The sequence below is a fragment of the Planktothrix agardhii genome, from assembly GCF_904830935.1.
GTDB classification, from domain to species: Bacteria; Cyanobacteriota; Cyanobacteriia; order Cyanobacteriales; family Microcoleaceae; genus Planktothrix; species Planktothrix agardhii.
The window spans coordinates 4427736-4444806 of the sequence record NZ_LR882952.1 but is presented as its reverse complement, the minus strand read 5'-3'; the positions used below and the strand labels follow the sequence as shown (position 1 = coordinate 4444806).

16 protein-coding genes are annotated in these 17071 nt (G+C 41.8%); 5 read left to right on the top strand and 11 right to left on the bottom strand.

All coding sequences use genetic code 11. The features are described from left to right. Positions 1-269 precede the first annotated feature (269 nt). Positions 270-3620, bottom strand: coding sequence for an AAA-like domain-containing protein (locus tag NMG88_RS20340; RefSeq protein ID WP_254035754.1), 3351 nt, complete (start codon positions 3618-3620; stop codon positions 270-272). A gap of 46 nt (positions 3621-3666) precedes the next feature. Next, the gene (locus NMG88_RS20335) at positions 3667-4971 is read right to left on the bottom strand and encodes an AAA-like domain-containing protein (RefSeq protein WP_254035753.1); all 1305 of its coding nucleotides are present in this window, start codon (positions 4969-4971) and stop codon (positions 3667-3669) included. A 250-nt stretch (positions 4972-5221) separates the two neighbouring features. Between NMG88_RS20335 and NMG88_RS20330 the strand changes: the two genes are divergently transcribed. The 3 genes from NMG88_RS20330 to NMG88_RS20320 all read left to right on the top strand — a co-directional run bounded on the left by NMG88_RS20330 (position 5222) and on the right by NMG88_RS20320 (position 6525). After that, positions 5222-5737 carry a hypothetical protein gene (locus tag NMG88_RS20330; RefSeq protein WP_254035752.1) on the top strand — a complete coding sequence of 172 codons (516 nt, stop codon included), beginning with the start codon at positions 5222-5224 and terminating at the stop codon, positions 5735-5737. Positions 5738-5807: 70 nt separating this feature from the next. Continuing rightward, positions 5808-6287 carry a hypothetical protein gene (locus NMG88_RS20325; RefSeq protein WP_254035751.1) on the top strand — a complete coding sequence of 160 codons (480 nt, stop codon included), beginning with the start codon at positions 5808-5810 and terminating at the stop codon, positions 6285-6287. Positions 6288-6357: 70 nt separating this feature from the next. Continuing rightward, positions 6358-6525 carry a hypothetical protein gene (locus NMG88_RS20320; protein WP_227381167.1) on the top strand — a complete coding sequence of 56 codons (168 nt, stop codon included), beginning with the start codon at positions 6358-6360 and terminating at the stop codon, positions 6523-6525. A 72-nt stretch (positions 6526-6597) separates the two neighbouring features. On the opposite strand, the gene proC is transcribed toward NMG88_RS20320, so the two are convergent. The 9 genes from proC to sppA all read right to left on the bottom strand — a co-directional run bounded on the left by proC (position 6598) and on the right by sppA (position 13469). After that, positions 6598-7404: a pyrroline-5-carboxylate reductase gene (gene proC / locus NMG88_RS20315; protein WP_376786967.1), complete on the bottom strand. Its 807-nt coding sequence runs from the start codon at positions 7402-7404 to the stop codon at positions 6598-6600. Between the two features lie 169 nt (positions 7405-7573). Then, positions 7574-8182 (bottom strand): cell division protein SepF, encoded by a 609-nt coding sequence (locus tag NMG88_RS20310; protein WP_026795788.1) that lies wholly within the window; start codon positions 8180-8182, stop codon positions 7574-7576. Between the two features lie 122 nt (positions 8183-8304). Continuing rightward, positions 8305-8976 carry a YggS family pyridoxal phosphate-dependent enzyme gene (locus tag NMG88_RS20305; RefSeq protein WP_026788720.1) on the bottom strand — a complete coding sequence of 224 codons (672 nt, stop codon included), beginning with the start codon at positions 8974-8976 and terminating at the stop codon, positions 8305-8307. A 30-nt stretch (positions 8977-9006) separates the two neighbouring features. Continuing rightward, positions 9007-9276: a transcriptional coactivator PipX gene (gene pipX / locus NMG88_RS20300; RefSeq protein ID WP_026788719.1), complete on the bottom strand. Its 270-nt coding sequence runs from the start codon at positions 9274-9276 to the stop codon at positions 9007-9009. A gap of 101 nt (positions 9277-9377) precedes the next feature. Continuing rightward, positions 9378-10283, bottom strand: coding sequence for an energy-coupling factor transporter transmembrane component T family protein (locus tag NMG88_RS20295; protein WP_042156357.1), 906 nt, complete (start codon positions 10281-10283; stop codon positions 9378-9380). A 54-nt stretch (positions 10284-10337) separates the two neighbouring features. Beyond that, positions 10338-11759, bottom strand: a complete 1422-nt coding sequence (locus NMG88_RS20290) for an AMIN domain-containing protein (RefSeq protein WP_254035750.1) — start codon at positions 11757-11759, stop codon at positions 10338-10340. Positions 11760-11936: 177 nt separating this feature from the next. Then, positions 11937-12287 (bottom strand): HepT-like ribonuclease domain-containing protein, encoded by a 351-nt coding sequence (locus tag NMG88_RS20285; protein ID WP_026795786.1) that lies wholly within the window; start codon positions 12285-12287, stop codon positions 11937-11939. Beyond that, complete coding sequence (locus tag NMG88_RS20280; RefSeq protein ID WP_026788716.1) at positions 12277-12567, bottom strand: nucleotidyltransferase family protein; 291 nt, start codon at positions 12565-12567, stop codon at positions 12277-12279. Before NMG88_RS20280 ends, NMG88_RS20285 begins: the two co-directional genes overlap by 11 nt. 83 nt (positions 12568-12650) lie before the next feature. Further along, positions 12651-13469 (bottom strand): signal peptide peptidase SppA, encoded by an 819-nt coding sequence (sppA, locus tag NMG88_RS20275; RefSeq protein WP_235752237.1) that lies wholly within the window; start codon positions 13467-13469, stop codon positions 12651-12653. 363 nt (positions 13470-13832) lie between these two features. Between sppA and NMG88_RS20270 the strand changes: the two genes are divergently transcribed. Both NMG88_RS20270 and treZ read left to right on the top strand, forming a co-directional pair. After that, positions 13833-14924 (top strand): DMT family transporter, encoded by a 1092-nt coding sequence (locus NMG88_RS20270; RefSeq protein ID WP_042156356.1) that lies wholly within the window; start codon positions 13833-13835, stop codon positions 14922-14924. A gap of 18 nt (positions 14925-14942) precedes the next feature. Then, entirely contained in the window at positions 14943-16787 is a 1845-nt protein-coding gene (gene treZ / locus NMG88_RS20265) for a malto-oligosyltrehalose trehalohydrolase (RefSeq protein WP_042156354.1), read from the top strand. Positions 16788-17071: the final 284 nt, after the last annotated feature.

The following is a 17071-nucleotide window of genomic DNA, read 5'->3' as shown; positions in this document are numbered from 1 at the left end:
GGTAATTAGTATTTTATCTTCCCCGTAGTGCGAGCGTCCTCGCTCGCTAACCCAACACCTACTAGATAATTTTTTAACCCAATATCTATTAGATAATTTTTTTAACCCAATATCTACTAGATGATTTTGATCTCTAGCGAGCGAGGACGCTCGCACTGCCATAATATTGATTTCTGCGATAATATGGATCTCGGCGATAATATTGATTTCTAGCGAGCGAGGACGCTCGCACTGCGATAATATTGATTTCGGCAATAATTTTCAATTCCTTAATTCCCCTCCTCAACTCCTAACCACGCCTTCCCCCGTGCTATTAATTCCGCCAAACTCTCAAACCGCCAAAACCGCACTTTTCCATCCCCATAACCCGCAACAATCTGTTTACCATCGGGACTAAAACAAACACAATTAACCGAACTTTTCAACTCAATAAAATCCCGTTCTCCTTCCAACAAATTGCCCTTATATCCCCGAAAATCTGCTAACAAATTCCCCTGTAAATCCCAAACTTTAACGGTATTGTCACCCGAAGCCGTCGTCAGAAACTCCCCACCCGGACTAAACGCCACCGCCATTACCAAGTTAGAATGACCCGTGAAGGTAATTAATTCTTCTCCCTGTAAATTCCACAGTTTGGCGGTCTGGTCAACCGAAGCGGTCGCCAGAAACTCCCCACCCGGACTAAACACCACCGCCATTACCAAGTTAGAATGACCCGTGAAGGTAATTAATTCCTCTCCCTGTAAATTCCACAGTTTGGCGGTGTTGTCCGATGAAGCCGTCGCCAGATACTCCCCACCCGGACTAAACGCCACCGCCCATACCAAGCTAGAATGACCCGTGAAAGTAATTAATTCTTCTCCCTGTAAATTCCACAGTTTGGCGGTCTGGTCAACCGAAGCGGTCGCCAGAAACTCCCCACCCGGACTAAACGCCACCGCCATTACCAAGTTAGAATGACCCGTGAAGGTAATTAATTCCTCTCCCTGTAAATTCCACAGTTTGGCGGTGTTGTCCGATGAAGCCGTCGCCAGAAACTCCCCACCCGGACTAAACGCCACCGCATTTACCAAGTTAGAATGACCCGTGAAGGTAATTAAGGGCTCTCCCTGTAAATTCCACAGTTTGGCGGTCTTGTCATCAGAAGCCGTCGCCAGATACTCCCCACCCGGACTAAACACCACCGCCGTTACCCACTTAGAATGACCCGTGAAAGTAATTAATTCCTCTCCCTGTAAATTCCACAGTTTGGCGGTCTTGTCCGATGAAGCCGTCGCCAGATACTCCCCACCCGGACTAAACGCCACCGCCCATACCAAGCTAGAATGACCCGTGAAAGTAATTAATTCCTCTCCCTGTAAATTCCACAGTTTGGCGGTGTGGTCACCCGAAGCGGTCGCCAGAAACTCCCCACCGGGACTAAACGCCACCGCCGTTACCCAGTCAGAATGACCCGTGAAAGTAATTAATTCCTCTCCCTGTAAATTCCACAGTTTGGCGGTGTTGTCATCGGAAGCCGTCGCCAGAAACTCCCCACCGGGACTAAACGCCACCGCCGTTACCAAGCTAGAATGACCCGTGAAAGTAATTAATTCCTCTCCCTGTAAATTCCACAGTTTGGCGGTGTTGTCCTCCGAAGTGGTCGCCAGAAACTCCCCACCGGGACTAAACGCCACACCGTATACCGAGTTAGAATGACCCGTGAAGGTAATTAATGACTCTCCCTGTAAATTCCACAGTTTGGCGGTGTTGTCCTCCGAAGTGGTCGCCAGAAACTCCCCACCGGGACTAAACGCCACCGCCCTTACCCAGCGAGAATGACCTGTGAAGGTGATTAATTCCCGTCCCTGTAAATCCAAAACTTTAACGGTCTTGTCAGCCGAAGCGGTCGCTAGAAACTCCCCACCTGGACTAAACGCTACCCCAGTTACTCCGTGAGAATGACCCGTGAAGGTGATTAATTCCTCTCCCTGTAAATTCCACAGTTTGGCTGTGTTGTCATAGGAAGCCGTTGCCAGATACTCCCCACCCGGACTAAACGCCACCCCAGTTACTCCGTGAGAATGACCCGTGAGTTGACGCCATTGGCGAATATGACTGAGGATTTCTGGTAGGGTAAAAACCGGACTCGCCGCTGGGGACTGTTTCAGCAGTTCGGGGTAATCTTGAACCAGTTCTCGCCATTCTGCTTGTAAGTGTTGTAAGTCTTCCCCGGCTTGAATAGCATCGCGGAGGGTTTGTAGTCGGTCTATTGTGGTATTAAATAATCGTAAGGTTTGTATTCCTTTTCGTTCTAGTTGGGTTCCTTTTTGGGCAAGTTGAATAATTTTTGTGGCTTTTTCCTTGGCTTGTTTGAGTTGTTGGCGGTCATAGTCTCGACTAGCATTGAGGAAATCAATATAAACCGAACTTAAATGATTTTGCTGTTTTGCCCATTGCAATGCTTCCTCTAAATCATCCCCTATTAAAAGTTGGGTTGTGTTTTGACGTTCAGAAGCCAACCAATCTTGATATTGTTGATTAAAGGGTCGTAACTGAGGCAGTTGAGATTCCAGCCATTTGAGGTTAAAAATATTGGCATAAAGGGGATTATAAACCCTTAAATGACCGTTTTCTTTAACCACTAATCCCGTTAATCTCAATTTAATTTCATCAGGACTATCTTGAGCCGAGATTTTTTTATGGGGAGCGAGTAAAATTTGCTGATACAGGTCTAAGAGTTCATTTTTGCGATCGTGATATTCTTCTAAAAGACGATGTTGAATGGTTTTAAAATGGGATTGATCATCTAAATTTTCCCAATTTTCCAGAATATAATTTGCTACTTGTTCAACGGTACACTCCCCATTTTGCCATTGTTTAACGAATAACTGACAAAAGAATTGTGTCAGAAAGGGTTGCCCTCCTGTCCAGTTTAAAATTTCTGCTAAAATTTGTTCAGGTTGTTCAGAAATATACTTAAATCCGACGGCTAAAGGGGCGGCTTCAGTTTCATCTTTAAATCCTTTTAAATCAATTTCTCTGCCAATATTAAAAGGAGTTCCCTGAGAATCTTGAATTAAATCCGAAGCCGCAGCTACTCCCAATAAACAAAAGGTTAAGCGTTGATATTTGGGGTTGAGCGATCGCTCATTATAGAATAACCGAATTAGGGCAAAAAAATTATCAGTTAAATTCCGTTCTAATTTTAAGGTGGTGTCAATTTCATCGAGAAAAATAACAATTTTATTAGGAATATGAACTAAAACGACATCTTCAATAAATTGAGAAAATCGCAGGTTATTAGATATAGATTGTCGATGATTCCACCATTGTTCATGATTTAGATCATAAAGTTTTAAAACCCTAACTATCTGCTCAATTAAGCTAAAATACCATTGATCTTGAGTTGAATCTGTGCCAATACCTGTTAAATCAATGGGAACACATTTTACCCCTTCTGGTTTTAAAAGGTTTATAATTTGAACTTTTAAACTCGATTTCCCCATTTGTCGAGCATTCAATACATAACAAAATTCTCCAGCTTTCAAGGCGTTATACAGGTCATCATCCGCTTGTCGTTTAATATAACTCGGATGTTCATATTGTAAACTTCCACCTGTTTGATATTCAAAATTCATCGTTTAATCCTCCATTCCAAGGAAACCCATTTTATTAAACCTACCCCTACAGGAATTTTTCTCGAAAATAATCTCGATATAACTGACAACTGGGGATCAAACTATTTCCTTTATATTTAACTAATGAAGTTGCTAATAATTTAAACTCTACTATTTGTTCAAACTTAACTGGATCGTCTGACATAATTACCTCCTTAAATGCAATCTTTAACTCAATATTATCTTGTAAATCTGCCCAATGAGTCCTTAAATACTGACCATAAATCCCATCATCCCTTGATGCTGTTGTTAATAACTGTTCAAAGGTAATCTCTTGACGAGCTAAACGGTAAAACGCCAACCGCACCAAATAAGGAAACCCACCAATGATTGTCATCAGTTGATTAATTTGATTTTCTGTTAATTTTAACTGATGACGTATCGCTAAATCTTGCACCGCTTTAGAATTAAATTCTGTTAAGTCTACGAGAAAACCGACATTAAAAGGAGATTGGTTATCCGGTAATTTAACATAAATCTTGGTTGAATATAATAAAACCATCCGTAGCTTGTTCCAAATCTCCATTGTTTTCGATTCTTCATGCCAACTTCGCAATAAAGTGGCAAAAGTAGTAACGGTTTCAGTATAAGGAAATACCTGTTCAAGTTCCTGTAGGATTAAAACTATAGGTTTTTGGATTTCTTCTAAGATTTTAAGTTGAAAATTGTACAGACATTTAGACTCATGAAAATCCGAAGATTCAATCCATTGACAATCGAGTTCAAGCTGTTCACAGATGTTTTTAAAAAACCATTTTAGGAAACCCGATTTATTTTCTAAAATCGAAACTCCAATATCCCTTAAATTTAGTCTAACAATTTCATAATCTTGTTCTTCAGCATGATGTAAAATCCGAATCAATAACGAGGTTTTTCCCATCTTAGATGGGGCTTTAATTCGCAATAATGCCCCAGATTTTTCAATCTGTTGATAACAGTCTGTTTCCGTATAACCCCGCACCACATAAAACCCAGAATTTAAACCAACTGGCCCATCATCAGGAGATTCTAAAATTAAATTATTGTCTCCCCCGTTATCAATAAGTTGAGGATTCAATAACTCCGGTTTATATTTAGCAAAGATTTCAATTAATTCAGGACGTTGCCAATAATGCTCACCTTCTTGATTTTCCAAACCAAATAATTTACAGATATTGGAAATATGATATCTAACACTAGATTTATCATTAAGTTTTCTTGCTTTAGCGATCTCATCTTCAGACTCTCCTTGTAAAAAGAGTTTGAGTACCGAATGTTGTTTGCTGTTTAATTGTTCAGGATAAATTGCATTAAATTGTTCTTGAGTGATCATTTGGGTAGCCCTCCCTTATTCCTTTAAACCGTCATTTACTAACTTAGCATGGTTTTTTATTTAATTGAATAATGCTAATTTTTTTTAACATTTTTCGGCATTTATAAAATTTGTGAAAAAATCTTCACAAAAAATTGCGACGCTCAATAAAAAATAAATATTTGAGGGAATTAATTCTCAATTGATAACAAATATCAAAGTATTGTCTATTGTAAAAACATCAAGTTAAATCACATTCGAGGAACAAACCTTGAACACTCAATATCAACCGCAACTCCTATCGAAACCTGAACACATTCGAGTTTATGCAGAACATTATCTCAACTCACCCGAAGATAAAATTTCTGCCGAAACTCAACGAGATTTACAAACTTTTGTCAGCAAACGATATCACAAAATTAAACGATTTGGTATTCAGGAGGTGAGAGTTTCTGGTCAACCTTACGCCAATGCTGATGAATTATTTACCGACTTTGAGCAAAACCATCGCATCCGAGTTTCAACAGAGTTTAATCAGCCTGTAGTTTTGGATGAAGAAGGGAATTTAAAATTTCGTTTTATCCATGATTTTGATCATTGTTTCCTACGTTCTGCTTTTGATTGGATGGGAGAAAATCAAACCTGTTATCACCTGTGTTCCTTGACTTCTAATCCTTTATTTCGGCGGATTATTCGCTCAGAAATTGTGTATCAAGCCGCTGCTTATTTCTATCTGGGGGACTTTCCCGATACTCAAAAATTAGTCTTATCAGACCCCCGTTTCTAAATCAAAAATCCCCCCTGTTTTACCCTTGGGGGGATCTGACCTCAGTTTAAACATTTTAAGGAATAAAACCATGCAATCAACTCGAAATATTCTCAATGAACTTGCAAAAACTAACCCAACAATTAAAAAGGCAATGCAACAAAAAAATGCCTCTATGATCACCCAAGCTGATCAACTTTTACCCGAACAAATTTTATCTAAAATTGTTGATTATCCCGCCTTGATTCAATTTGCACAAGTATTTATCGCCTGCTATTTTCCCGATCGCCACTTTGCTCAAGGCAAAGCTTTAGCCACTGATTTTACCCGAACTTTAGGCGGTGTCACGATGCAAAATGGACTTCTAGGACTCTGGGAAAACTCCCATAAAGCATTAATTCCCGATGAAATTCTGTTAATTAAATCCTTTACCGATACCCCTACTTTAGCGAAAAATTTAGATCATTTATTAGATCGAGTTTCTCACTGGGGTCGGGTGTGCAATGAAGAAGTTATGGCAGTAGAAATTGGCAACTTCATGGGTAGTGTGATGCTGTTTATCACCCCCTAATTCGTAGTGAGGGCTTTAGCCCTCCCAACCCTATCAATTAGTCCAAATTATTACCCCAAATCCTAATTTTATGACCTGTAACAAAACCTTCTGCAACTGGGTGAGAAATTCCCAAGATCCCGATCATTATGTGTGTTTAAAATGCGATCGCGAAAAACGTCTGAATCAACCCGATTCTATTTGGACATTTATTATTTTATTTGCGATCGCCTTTATTTTGGTAGTAGCGATCGCCTAAAATTAATATTAAGTATCAACCAGATAAAAGTAGTGAGGCGTTCACGTATTCAGCCCTAAAGGGCTTACTACACTAACTTCCTAACTCTTTTGAACGTTGAGTTGCAGCTTTTACAGCCTCAATTAATGCCGAACGAAATCCGGCTTTTTCCAATTGAGAAACCCCAGCAATTGTTGTTCCCCCCGGACTGGTTACACGGTCTTTTAATTCGGCCGGATGTAACTTTGATTCCGATAGGAGTTGGGCCGTTCCTAATACCGTTGATAATGCTAATTTTGCCGCAATCGGTCGAGGGAGTCCAGAGGCGACGCCACCATCGGCTAAGGCTTCAATTAAAATCGCCACATAAGCGGGGCCAGAACCTGATAATCCGGTGACGGCATCCATTAGGGTCTCCGCCACCTCTACCACGTCTCCAACGGCCTGAAAAATGCCTCTGGTGAGATCTAAATGGGGGGGTTGCACCAATTTTCCAGAGGCGATCGCACTGATCCCGGCCCCCACGGTAGCCGGAGTATTGGGCATAATTCTAATTACGGGATGGTGGGGAAAAGCGGCTTCTAATTTATTTAAGGTAACTCCCGCTAAAATAGACAAAATAACGGTATTTTTTGATAGGGTTTCACCCTCAGCTAATTCGGTTGCGATCGCGCTAAAAATTTGGGGTTTAATGGCTAATAAAAGGGCTTCCGTCGCCTGAGTTGTTTGTTTATTATTATCTGCGATCGCCACGCCATACTGTTGGGATAAATAATTACGACGCTCTAATTGTGGGTCACTAATAATAATTTCAGCAGGTTGATAAATCTTGGCAGAAATTAGGCGGGATATAATAGCTTCTGCCATCACCCCGCCACCAATTACACCTAATTTAAACATAAATATTTATTCAGTAGATAGTATGAGGGAATAGGTAATGGGTAATGGGTAATGGGTAATGGGTAATGGGTAATGGGTAATGGGTAATGGTTTAGATACTAAAAAAAATAATGGAAAGTCTTTTTTTAGTTGCAGAGACGCTTAAATTAACGCCTCTACATCGGTTAATTTACTGAATAGCCTGGGTTCTTTCGGGCTGCCAGGGGGGGGCTACTGGGTTGCTTGTGCGGGGGGTGCGGGCTTGGGGGATGCCTTCGTGGACAACGCCAGCACCTGGGGTTCTGACCTGAACGCAACTAGGAGTAAACAGGAAAATGCTTTCTCCGATCCGTTCTTGGTGGCCATCGAGGGCAAAAGTTCCACCCGCGACGAAATCAACGGCTCTTTGGGCCTGATCAGGATCCATTAAAGTTAAATTAAGAACTACAGATTTGCGTTCTTTCAGGGCGCGAATAGCCGTAGGCATTTCTTCAAAGGTGCGGGGTTCCATCACCACTACTTCAGAAATTCCATTCAGAGCGCCGGGCATTCCGATAACATTACTCATTGTTGATCCGATTCCAACTTCAGACATTACACCAGTATTTATAGATCCAACAGACCGTTGTGAACGACGAGACACCCGGGGGTCTTCTGCCGCCACAGCCGGGGCAGGTTGTTCTTGCGGGGGGGGATAGTTACCCTGGTAACGATTCCCCTCCGCTTCATCGTATTCGTAATCGTAGTCTACAGAGTCATTGAACCCTACAAAATCTTTTAGTCTATTAAAAATGTTCACGGTCTATTCTCCATCACTGACGATTTTAGAATTTCAACTCAACTTCCAGTTTAGAGGGGTTGAGGGTCTAGGTTATATTGAATTTGTGTAAGACTCGCCTATTTTACTCTGAATTGTTGTATTTAACTCCTCCTTTGACCAAAAATTATCCGTCCTAGTCGAATCATGGTAGCACCTTTTTGAACTGCTAGAGAATAATCTTCCGACATTCCCATTGATAATTCCTGCATCCTAATATTAGTCCAATTCTGTTGTCGAATGGTTTCCGCTAATTCCCGGGTGCGTTCAAAAACATCCAGGGTTTCGGACTCGGTTAACCCCAAGGGGGGAATAGTCATTAAGCCTTGAATTTTGAGGTGCTGACAGTCGTTTAAGTGGGGTAATTCTGCCAAAAGTTCGGGGATAGTCCAACCAAACTTATTAGGATCGGGGATAATTTTAACTTGAAGACAAACTTGGGGCTGACATCCTAATTCCCCGGCTAAATGATCTAAACGTAAAGCCAACTTTAGACTATCTACCGATTGAATCCATTGAAACAGTTGTAATGCTTTTGTGGCTTTATTGGTTTGCAAATTACCGATTAAATGCCAAGTAATATCGCTAAGATCTTGTAACTGAGGATATTTTTCCGACGCTTCTTGAACTCGATTTTCTGCAAAATCTCGAATTCCAGCTTGATAAGCGACCCGCATGGCTTCAACGGAAACTGTTTTTGTTACCGCAATTAACCGCACCGACTCAGGAATAGAGCCTCGAATTTTAGCAATCTGTTCGGTGATCCAATCAGTCATGTTAAGTAATTTGGCCGTTGGTGGTTTTAGCTAAAGAAACGTATTACGATGGACTTCTTGGAGTTTTTTATATTCCTCGCCCTGTCCGGTGCGGCGGAGCATTCTGAGACGAATTTCCAGCAAAAGTTTGGCATCAGAACGACTAATGGGTTCAAATTTTAATCCTGGTGGCCCCTGAGTCACTAAAAAAAATAGGCGCTGGGCGTAAAGGGTTGTGAATAATTCTTGATGATCCTCAACTGAGCATATTTTGAACAATAACCCAAAGTTGGGATGATTCATGTAAGTTTCTGTGGTCATTCAATTTCACAACTAACAAATAATGGCTTGATTTAGGATACAGAACTATTTTAGGTTGATTGGGTAAACTTTGTCCGGGTGTAGGCAAGGGATCAACCCTTTCAAATTGCTCCTCCCCAAATTAACCGGATACTCCAGAATACCACTAGACCAATCAGGGCGACTCCATCCCAAGCTTTAAAGCGAAGTTGATGCCATTCTACCCGATGTTGATCTGGACTGGTGAACCCTCGAACCTGCATAGCGTTGGCAATTTGTTCGGCACGTAATAATAGGTTTTGTAAAAGCCGTTCCGCCAAGGTTAACCAGACCTGGGTAGTTCCTCGTAGTCCTAGTTTTTTCCAATTAATGGCACGGGTTCTGACAGAACGAATTAAATTTTGAATTTCCTCTAAAACTAAGGGAAAAAATCGTAGGGATAAAGTCAGGGTTAAGGCTATTTCTGTAACGGGTAATTTTAAACGTCTTAAAGGTTCCATGAGGCTTTCTAAAGCCATGGCAATTTCTTCAGAAGCGGTGGTTAATAAATATAGATTTGTACTATAAACCAGGGTAAATAATAGGGTACTTGTCCTGATCGCTAAATCGACGGAATAGCGAGTAATTTCTATTGGCCCTTGGGAAAATAAGACATATCTATAGGAAGTGGGTTGAGGTAAGGGTTCTGTTGATCCTGATTGATTAAAGGTTAATTCCTGTTCAGGAAGTCGAGGTTGATGGTTGACCGCCAAACCATCGGGCATAATACAACTTAACAGAAAGAGTAACCCACAAAACATTAGTAACCAGCCCATTTGTCGCTTCCAAACCCGCAGAGGAATTCGCGCCAATAGGGTGATTAAAATTAATAACCCAACTAAGACTAATCGCCACTCCGGGTTAGCTAATAAAGGAGCTACTAAAAAGCTCATTAACCAAATGAACTTAACCCGGGCATCAAGACGATGTAACCCAGTAATCGGTTGTTCTAAATATAGTCCAATGGGAAGCGATCGGAGTAAGTCCATATAGGAAAGCAAGGGGGACAGGGGAGGGGATTTAGGGTTTTATCCCCAATTAACCTATTGATTGACTAGAAAGAAATTAGGAGTTGTCAAATCTTGGGTTAACTGAATAGAAATGATTTGACCAGGTTGTAAAGTCGTGGGTGAGGGAGAAGTCCCAATCCCAATTCCGGCCCCAGCAATTGCACCGACTAAAGCTCCAACTCCGGTAAAACCACTAATTAAAAACCCGGCTAAACTCCCCGCACCCGTACCAATTCCTACCCGTTCAGGACGGACTTCTAATGACCCTGGAATCCAGTTCGATTGACCTTGAATTGGGATACTACGACCGTCTAAATTAATTGCTTGAGCAATAAACCGACTACCTTTTGTCGTGGTTTCAAATTCTCCGACAATCGGCGTATCTGGCGGCACAATATAATTGCCCAAACTATCAACAATTCCTCCCTGTAATAACAACACATCCTGACGTTCAGAACGGCGGGTTAAACGCACCTGATCTTCCGTGGGATAAAGTAGGGTTAAATCGGTTCCGGTCGGAAGCAGAATCGTCGGAGCACGAGGATTAAGATAGGATTGCTGCTGTCCTGGGGGCAAAGGTTGACCAAAGGGAACCGCTTGGGGTAGGGATGCTGTCCCACTGTATTGAGGATTGGGGGCCGCCGCAAACCCCTGTGATACCTGAATAGGAGGGCGATAGGCGGTGGTTTGAGGAGGTGGGGGAACGGTGGGGAACAGTTGGGCTTGGCGAGGTTGACTCACCGGAACCCGCACCACATCTAAACTCGAATCTCTGGTCGGTTGGGGGTTGGGTAAAACCGTTTGTCGGGGGTCGTATTGACGGACAGAATATTGAGGAGGTTTTTGGGGTGCGGTCGGTTTAACAGTGGCAGTGGTTTGAGTAGCGGTGGCAGTTCGAGTGGGGGAAGGAGTTGGAGTCGTTTGGGGTTGGGCCGTCGCCACGCTACTCGGAGGAGTGGCCGGGGGTTCCGGGGGTAGGGTTTGTAGGGTAGGACGCAAGACCCAGAGGTTATCAATCCCAATTTGCCGTAAATCGAGGGTTTGGGGGTCAATGGTGATACCGGGGGTGAACTCTACCACTAATTGAGCCTGTTGCGGTTTAGTTTGAATTAAACTGACTTGACTAACAACGCCTGTCTCATAGCGTTCGGTAATATTCACTTTAACTTCCGTATTTGGAAGGTCTAGGATTAGGCGCGGGGGAAGGTTATAAACCGATAATTGGGGCTGATTCCCTGGCGGCAGTTCGACCTCGACAATTCCCGTATTGGGATCAATTTTCCAATCTACAACGCTGGCGGCTTGTGTGGTTAAGGGATGGGCCGTTGCTAGGGCTAGACAGGTGAATATACTAGAGGTTCGCAACAGCATACTCCCATACAATGCGGTGACGTCCGAGGCGACGCAGGTTTGTACCGTGTGCTTAAATTTTTGTTTGAAGTTTTGCGCTTGCATGGTTTCTGCGTGAAAACTCTAGTTTATTGATGTTTTATTAGCACATTTAAGGGCAGAATGCAAGTGTTAAAGTAATTCAATCTCACCGAAACCCTGATAAAACTGATATAAAAAGGGATGTATTGTTGAAAGACGGGATTGAGTTAAAATAGCGATCGTTCTCCCTTTTTTATAATGTTATTCATCCCTAAACTCTGCCTCTAAAATTCGCTCTACTATTATTAGTAATGGGGGTATTTTAGTTTCCACAATATCCCAGACAATCTCATCTTCAATGCTAAAATAAGCGTGAGCTAAAATATCACGTAATCCAGCTATTTTTCGCCATTCAACCTCTGAATACTTTAAACGAATTTCCTGGGGAATATTTTTAACTGCTTCCCCAATAATCTGCAAATTACGCACAACCGCATCATAAGTACGCTCATCAGCTTGGAAATCCTCAAAGCTCATTCCTTGTGTGTACCGTCTGACTTTGACTCCAGAAGTGAGGATATCCTCCAAATAGAGGCGAATACTACGCGACATAAATGGCTTCCTGTTCTACAGTAGAGCGAATCAGAGGTTTAAGCGATCGCTGACTTACCAAGTCTACCCGCGTTTCTAGTAAATCTTCGAGGTAGAATTTTACATCCATATAACGGTCAAATGTAACTGAACCCTCAAACTCTACTAAAATATCCACATCACTATCAGGTCTAGCTTCATCCCTGGCAACAGAACCGAATATTGCCAACAACTTGACTCCCAAGTCTTTTAGTACCATCCGATGCTGCGCCAAAATACTGAGAACCTCATCCCGCTTCATAATTCACCCTACCGTCACAACAATTTTAAGTGTTAAAGTCGTTATATAGATGGAATCCCCGCCCGTTCACGGCGGGGCGGATGTCAAGGTCGATACATCCACAGGGGTAAACCACTGGTAGATAACTCAAATTCTAGCCAACGGTTAGCCGCAATAATGCTATTTGGAGTTAAACTATTACCTGTAAATCGACTTACAAAAGGTTTGGGTTTTTCAAAGGTGAAACACTCGGTTTTCTTGGGATCTAGTTTAACTAATTCCGCTGCCCAACACCGGGCATCTTCTTCCGTTCCTAAACGGTCTACTATTCCCAATTCCACCGCCTGTTGTCCGGTAAAAATCCGACCATCGGCAAAACTCCTCACGCTGTCATGACTCAAGTTTCGAGACTCAGCAACAGTTTGCACAAATTGTTGATAACTGGTATCAATTAATTCCTGTAAAATATGTTGTTCGGGTTCAGTTAATTCTCGATCAAAAGATAAAATATCTTTATAAGGCCCGGATTTAATCACCTTAAAAGATATGCCAATTTTTTCTAATAACCGTTCTATATTATTACCTCGTAAAATCACCCCAATACTTCCGGTAATTGTTCCTGGGTTTGCCATAATATGTTCGGCTCCCATGCCAATATAAACACCCCCGGAGGCAGAAATATTCCCGAAACTCGCCACAATTTTGACTTTTTTCTGTAACCGTTTCAAGGCGCTATAAATCTCTTGGGAGTCGCCAACGGTTCCCCCAGGGCTATCAATTCTCAGGAGTAGGGCGGGAAATTTCCGTTCTTCCACGGTTTTTAGGTCTTCCAACACCCGTTTGCGGGTCTCCGACCCAATGGCACCATTAATTTCTATGCGGGCGATTTGTTTGCGATATCTCGGTTTAAATGGCCAAATCATGGGTAATGACAGAACTGTATTAAATTAAATTAATAATATGATATAAACGGCTTAATAAAAGTACATAATTCTGACCTCCTAACTTTCCCCTGAGTTTAGACCCCCCCAACCCCCTTAGTAAGGGGGCGGGAAATTAGACCCCCCAACCCCCCTTACCAAGGGGCGGGAAATTAGACCCCCCCAACCCCCCTTACCAAGGGGGGCTTGAAAGTCGAGCTAATATTCAGTTCGGTGAAAACCATGCAACACTTACAGTCCCCTCCAGTTCCCCCCCTTACCAAGGGGGGCTAGGGGGGGTCAAACCAGGGGCTAGGGGGGTCAAACCAGGGAACATAACGTCACTCAACCTCAATGGAGAAGCGAATGCAGCAACCCCAAACCCCTGCAAAATTACCCTTTCAACCATTATTGTTAATTGCCCCCTTTTTCTTTTGGGGGACGGCGATGGTGGCGATGAAGGGACTCCTACCCCATACGACACCGTTTTTTATGGCGGGAGTTCGGTTAGTCCCCGCAGGGGTTTTGGTAATATTGGCGGGAATATTGTCGGGGCGTCCGCAACCGAAAGGCTGGAAAGCATGGCTGTGGATATCAATATTTGGGTTAGTGGATGCCACTTTATTCCAAGGATTTTTAGCCCAAGGGTTAGTTAGAACCGGGGCCGGGTTAGGATCGGTGATGATCGACTCCCAACCCCTAGCCGTGGCAATTTTATCTTTATGGTTATTTCAAGAAACCATTGGATTTTGGGGATGGTTAGGGTTAGCTATTGGCATTATGGGAATTAGTTTTATTGGTTTACCCGATGATTGGATTTTAGGGTTATTTAATGCGGAATTATTAGTGAATTCTATTGATATTTCTCAATTGTTTAATAGTGGGCAATTATTAATGTTATTAGCCGCGCTATCAATGGCAACTGGAACTGTATTAGTCCGGTGGGTTTGTCGCTATGCTGATCCGGTTGTCGGCACGGGATGGCACATGATTATTGGGGGTTTACCTTTATTTGGGTTATCTGCAATTTCAGAAACTCAACAGTGGCAAAATATTGATCTTTCCGGTTGGGTGGCTATGGGTTATTCTACCGTATTTGGCAGTGCCATATCCTACGGATTATTTTTCTATTTTGCATCTAGTGGAAGTCTGACTAGCTTGAGTTCTTTGACGTTTCTGACCCCAGTTTTTGCCCTCTTATTTGGAAATTTCTTTTTACAAGAAGTCCTCAGTCCGTTACAATCAATGGGAGTCGGCTTAACATTAGTCAGTATCTATTTGGTAAATCAACGGGAAACTTTGGCCGAAAAGTTAAAAATCAAACGTTCTCAGGATTTTACCCCATCTCAACCAGAAGCCAATTTATTACAACCAGCAGAGGCAAATTCCCTGGAGTTACCTGTAAAAATCAACCAGGTAGAAACAAGTAAAAACCCATCTCTACACCCTGAACTGTAATTTACCCCAAAATTTCTTATGAAAATCGGTGCAAATTATTTAGGTAACAATTGCTGTGAATTTAAAGTTTGGTCGCCCTTGCGTGAAAGCGTTGCTGTTAAGATTATATTCCCGGAAGAACGGTTAATTGATTTAGAATTTGATCAACAGGGATACGGTCGTGCAACGGTTGAAAATATCCCCCCAGGAAGCCGTTATCTTTATCAATTAGATAACCAATTTACCTATCCCGATCCTGCTTCCTATTCTCAACCGGATGGAGTTCATCAAGCCTCGGAAGTGATTGATCAAAATAGCTTTATTTGGCAGGATCAGGAATGGAAAAGTATTTCCTTAGATGAATTAATTGTTTATGAACTACACGTTGGAACCTTTACCCCAGAGGGAACATTTACCGCAATTATTCCCCGAATTTCAGAATTATTAGACTTAGGAATTAATGCGATTGAATTAATGCCTATTGGTCAGTTTCCGGGCGATGGGCTACGCCCAGCCGAAGGCTATCGCAATTGGGGTTATGATGGTACTTATCTCTATGCTCCTCAGAATTGTTATGGCGGGGTAGAAGGGTTAAAAAAGTTGGTGAATGCTTGCCATCAACAAGGCATGGCGGTGATTTTAGATGTGGTTTATAATCACTTTGGCCCAGAAGGAAATTATATCGCACAATTCGGCCCCTATTTTACTGAAAGGTATCAAACTCCTTGGGGTTCAGCGATTAATTATGATCAAGCCTATTGTCAGGGTGTGAGGAATTTTGTAATTGAAAATGCCCTCTATTGGTTACGGGATTTCCATATTGATGCGTTAAGATTGGATGCGGCGGATAATATTTTTGATCTCGGTGCTAAACATATTTTACAGGAATTAGCAGATCAAGTCAATCAACTTTCTCAACAGCAAGGAAGGAAGTTTTATTTGATGGCTGAAACGGATTTAAACGATGGTAAATTAATCCGTTCAAAAGCCGTAGGAGGTTATGGTTTAGATGGGCAGTGGTGTGATGATTTTCACCATGCTATTCATACGGTATTAACGGGTGAAAATATCGGGTATTATCAAGATTATGGTAGCTGTGAACAGTTAGCCAAATCCTATAGAGAAAGCTTTGTTTATACCTGGGATTATTCTCAAAATCGTAAACGGTTTCATGGGGAGTCAGTGGCCGATTGCCCCCCCCATCAATTCTTAGTTTTTAGTCAAAATCATGACCAAATTGGGAATCGTTTATTAGGGGAAAGATTAACAGCTTTAGTCTCCTATGAAGGTTTAAAATTAGCGGCCGTAACGGTATTATTATCGCCCTATATTCCCCTATTATTTATGGGGGAAGAATATGGGGAACCTGCACCTTTTCAATATTTTATTAGTCACTCAGATCAAGATTTAATTGAAGGGGTGCGAAAGGGAAGAAAAGCGGAATTTGAGGCGTTTCATCTGGCGGGTGAGGCCCCCGATCCTCAAAGTCAAGAAACTTTTAATCAATGTAAATTAAATTGGCAATTAAAACGGCAAGGAAAACATCAAGTATTATGGGAATTATATCAAATATTGATCCAATTGAGGCGGAATATTCCTGCGTTTAAATTACGCGATCGCACCCATCAAGAAGTTCACTGTATTGAGGAAGATAAATTATTAGTCTTCCGGCGTTGGTTTGAAGATTATCAGGTTTTATGTCTGCTTAATTTTAGCAAAAATCCGGTTTCCTACAGTCCTAATTTAATCGGTAAAACTTGGCAAAAACGTTTAGATTCTAACGATAAAAAATGGCTAGGTTCAGGATCAAATTTACCTGAAATATTAACAGATACTTCAGAATTAACCTTAGTGCCAGAAAGTTTTGTCCTGTATGAAACTTAATTGTTATTTGGTTTAATGAATTCCAACGAGATATCTGTCTATTAAGTAGGTGGTCATAATTATTGATTTCGTTTTTGGGCTTTAGCCCTCTAGGGAGGGCTAAAGCCCAACAACAAACTTGTTACTTTATTTATGACTACCTACTTAATTCCTCGCATCATAGCTTGTATTGGTACTTGCCATAAATTTTCTAAACCCCAAATATATTGCAGATAACTAAAAAAGTTTAAGAGGTTAAAATCAAAGGGTTAAAAAATCCAATCATATTTGAAATTTACAAGCTA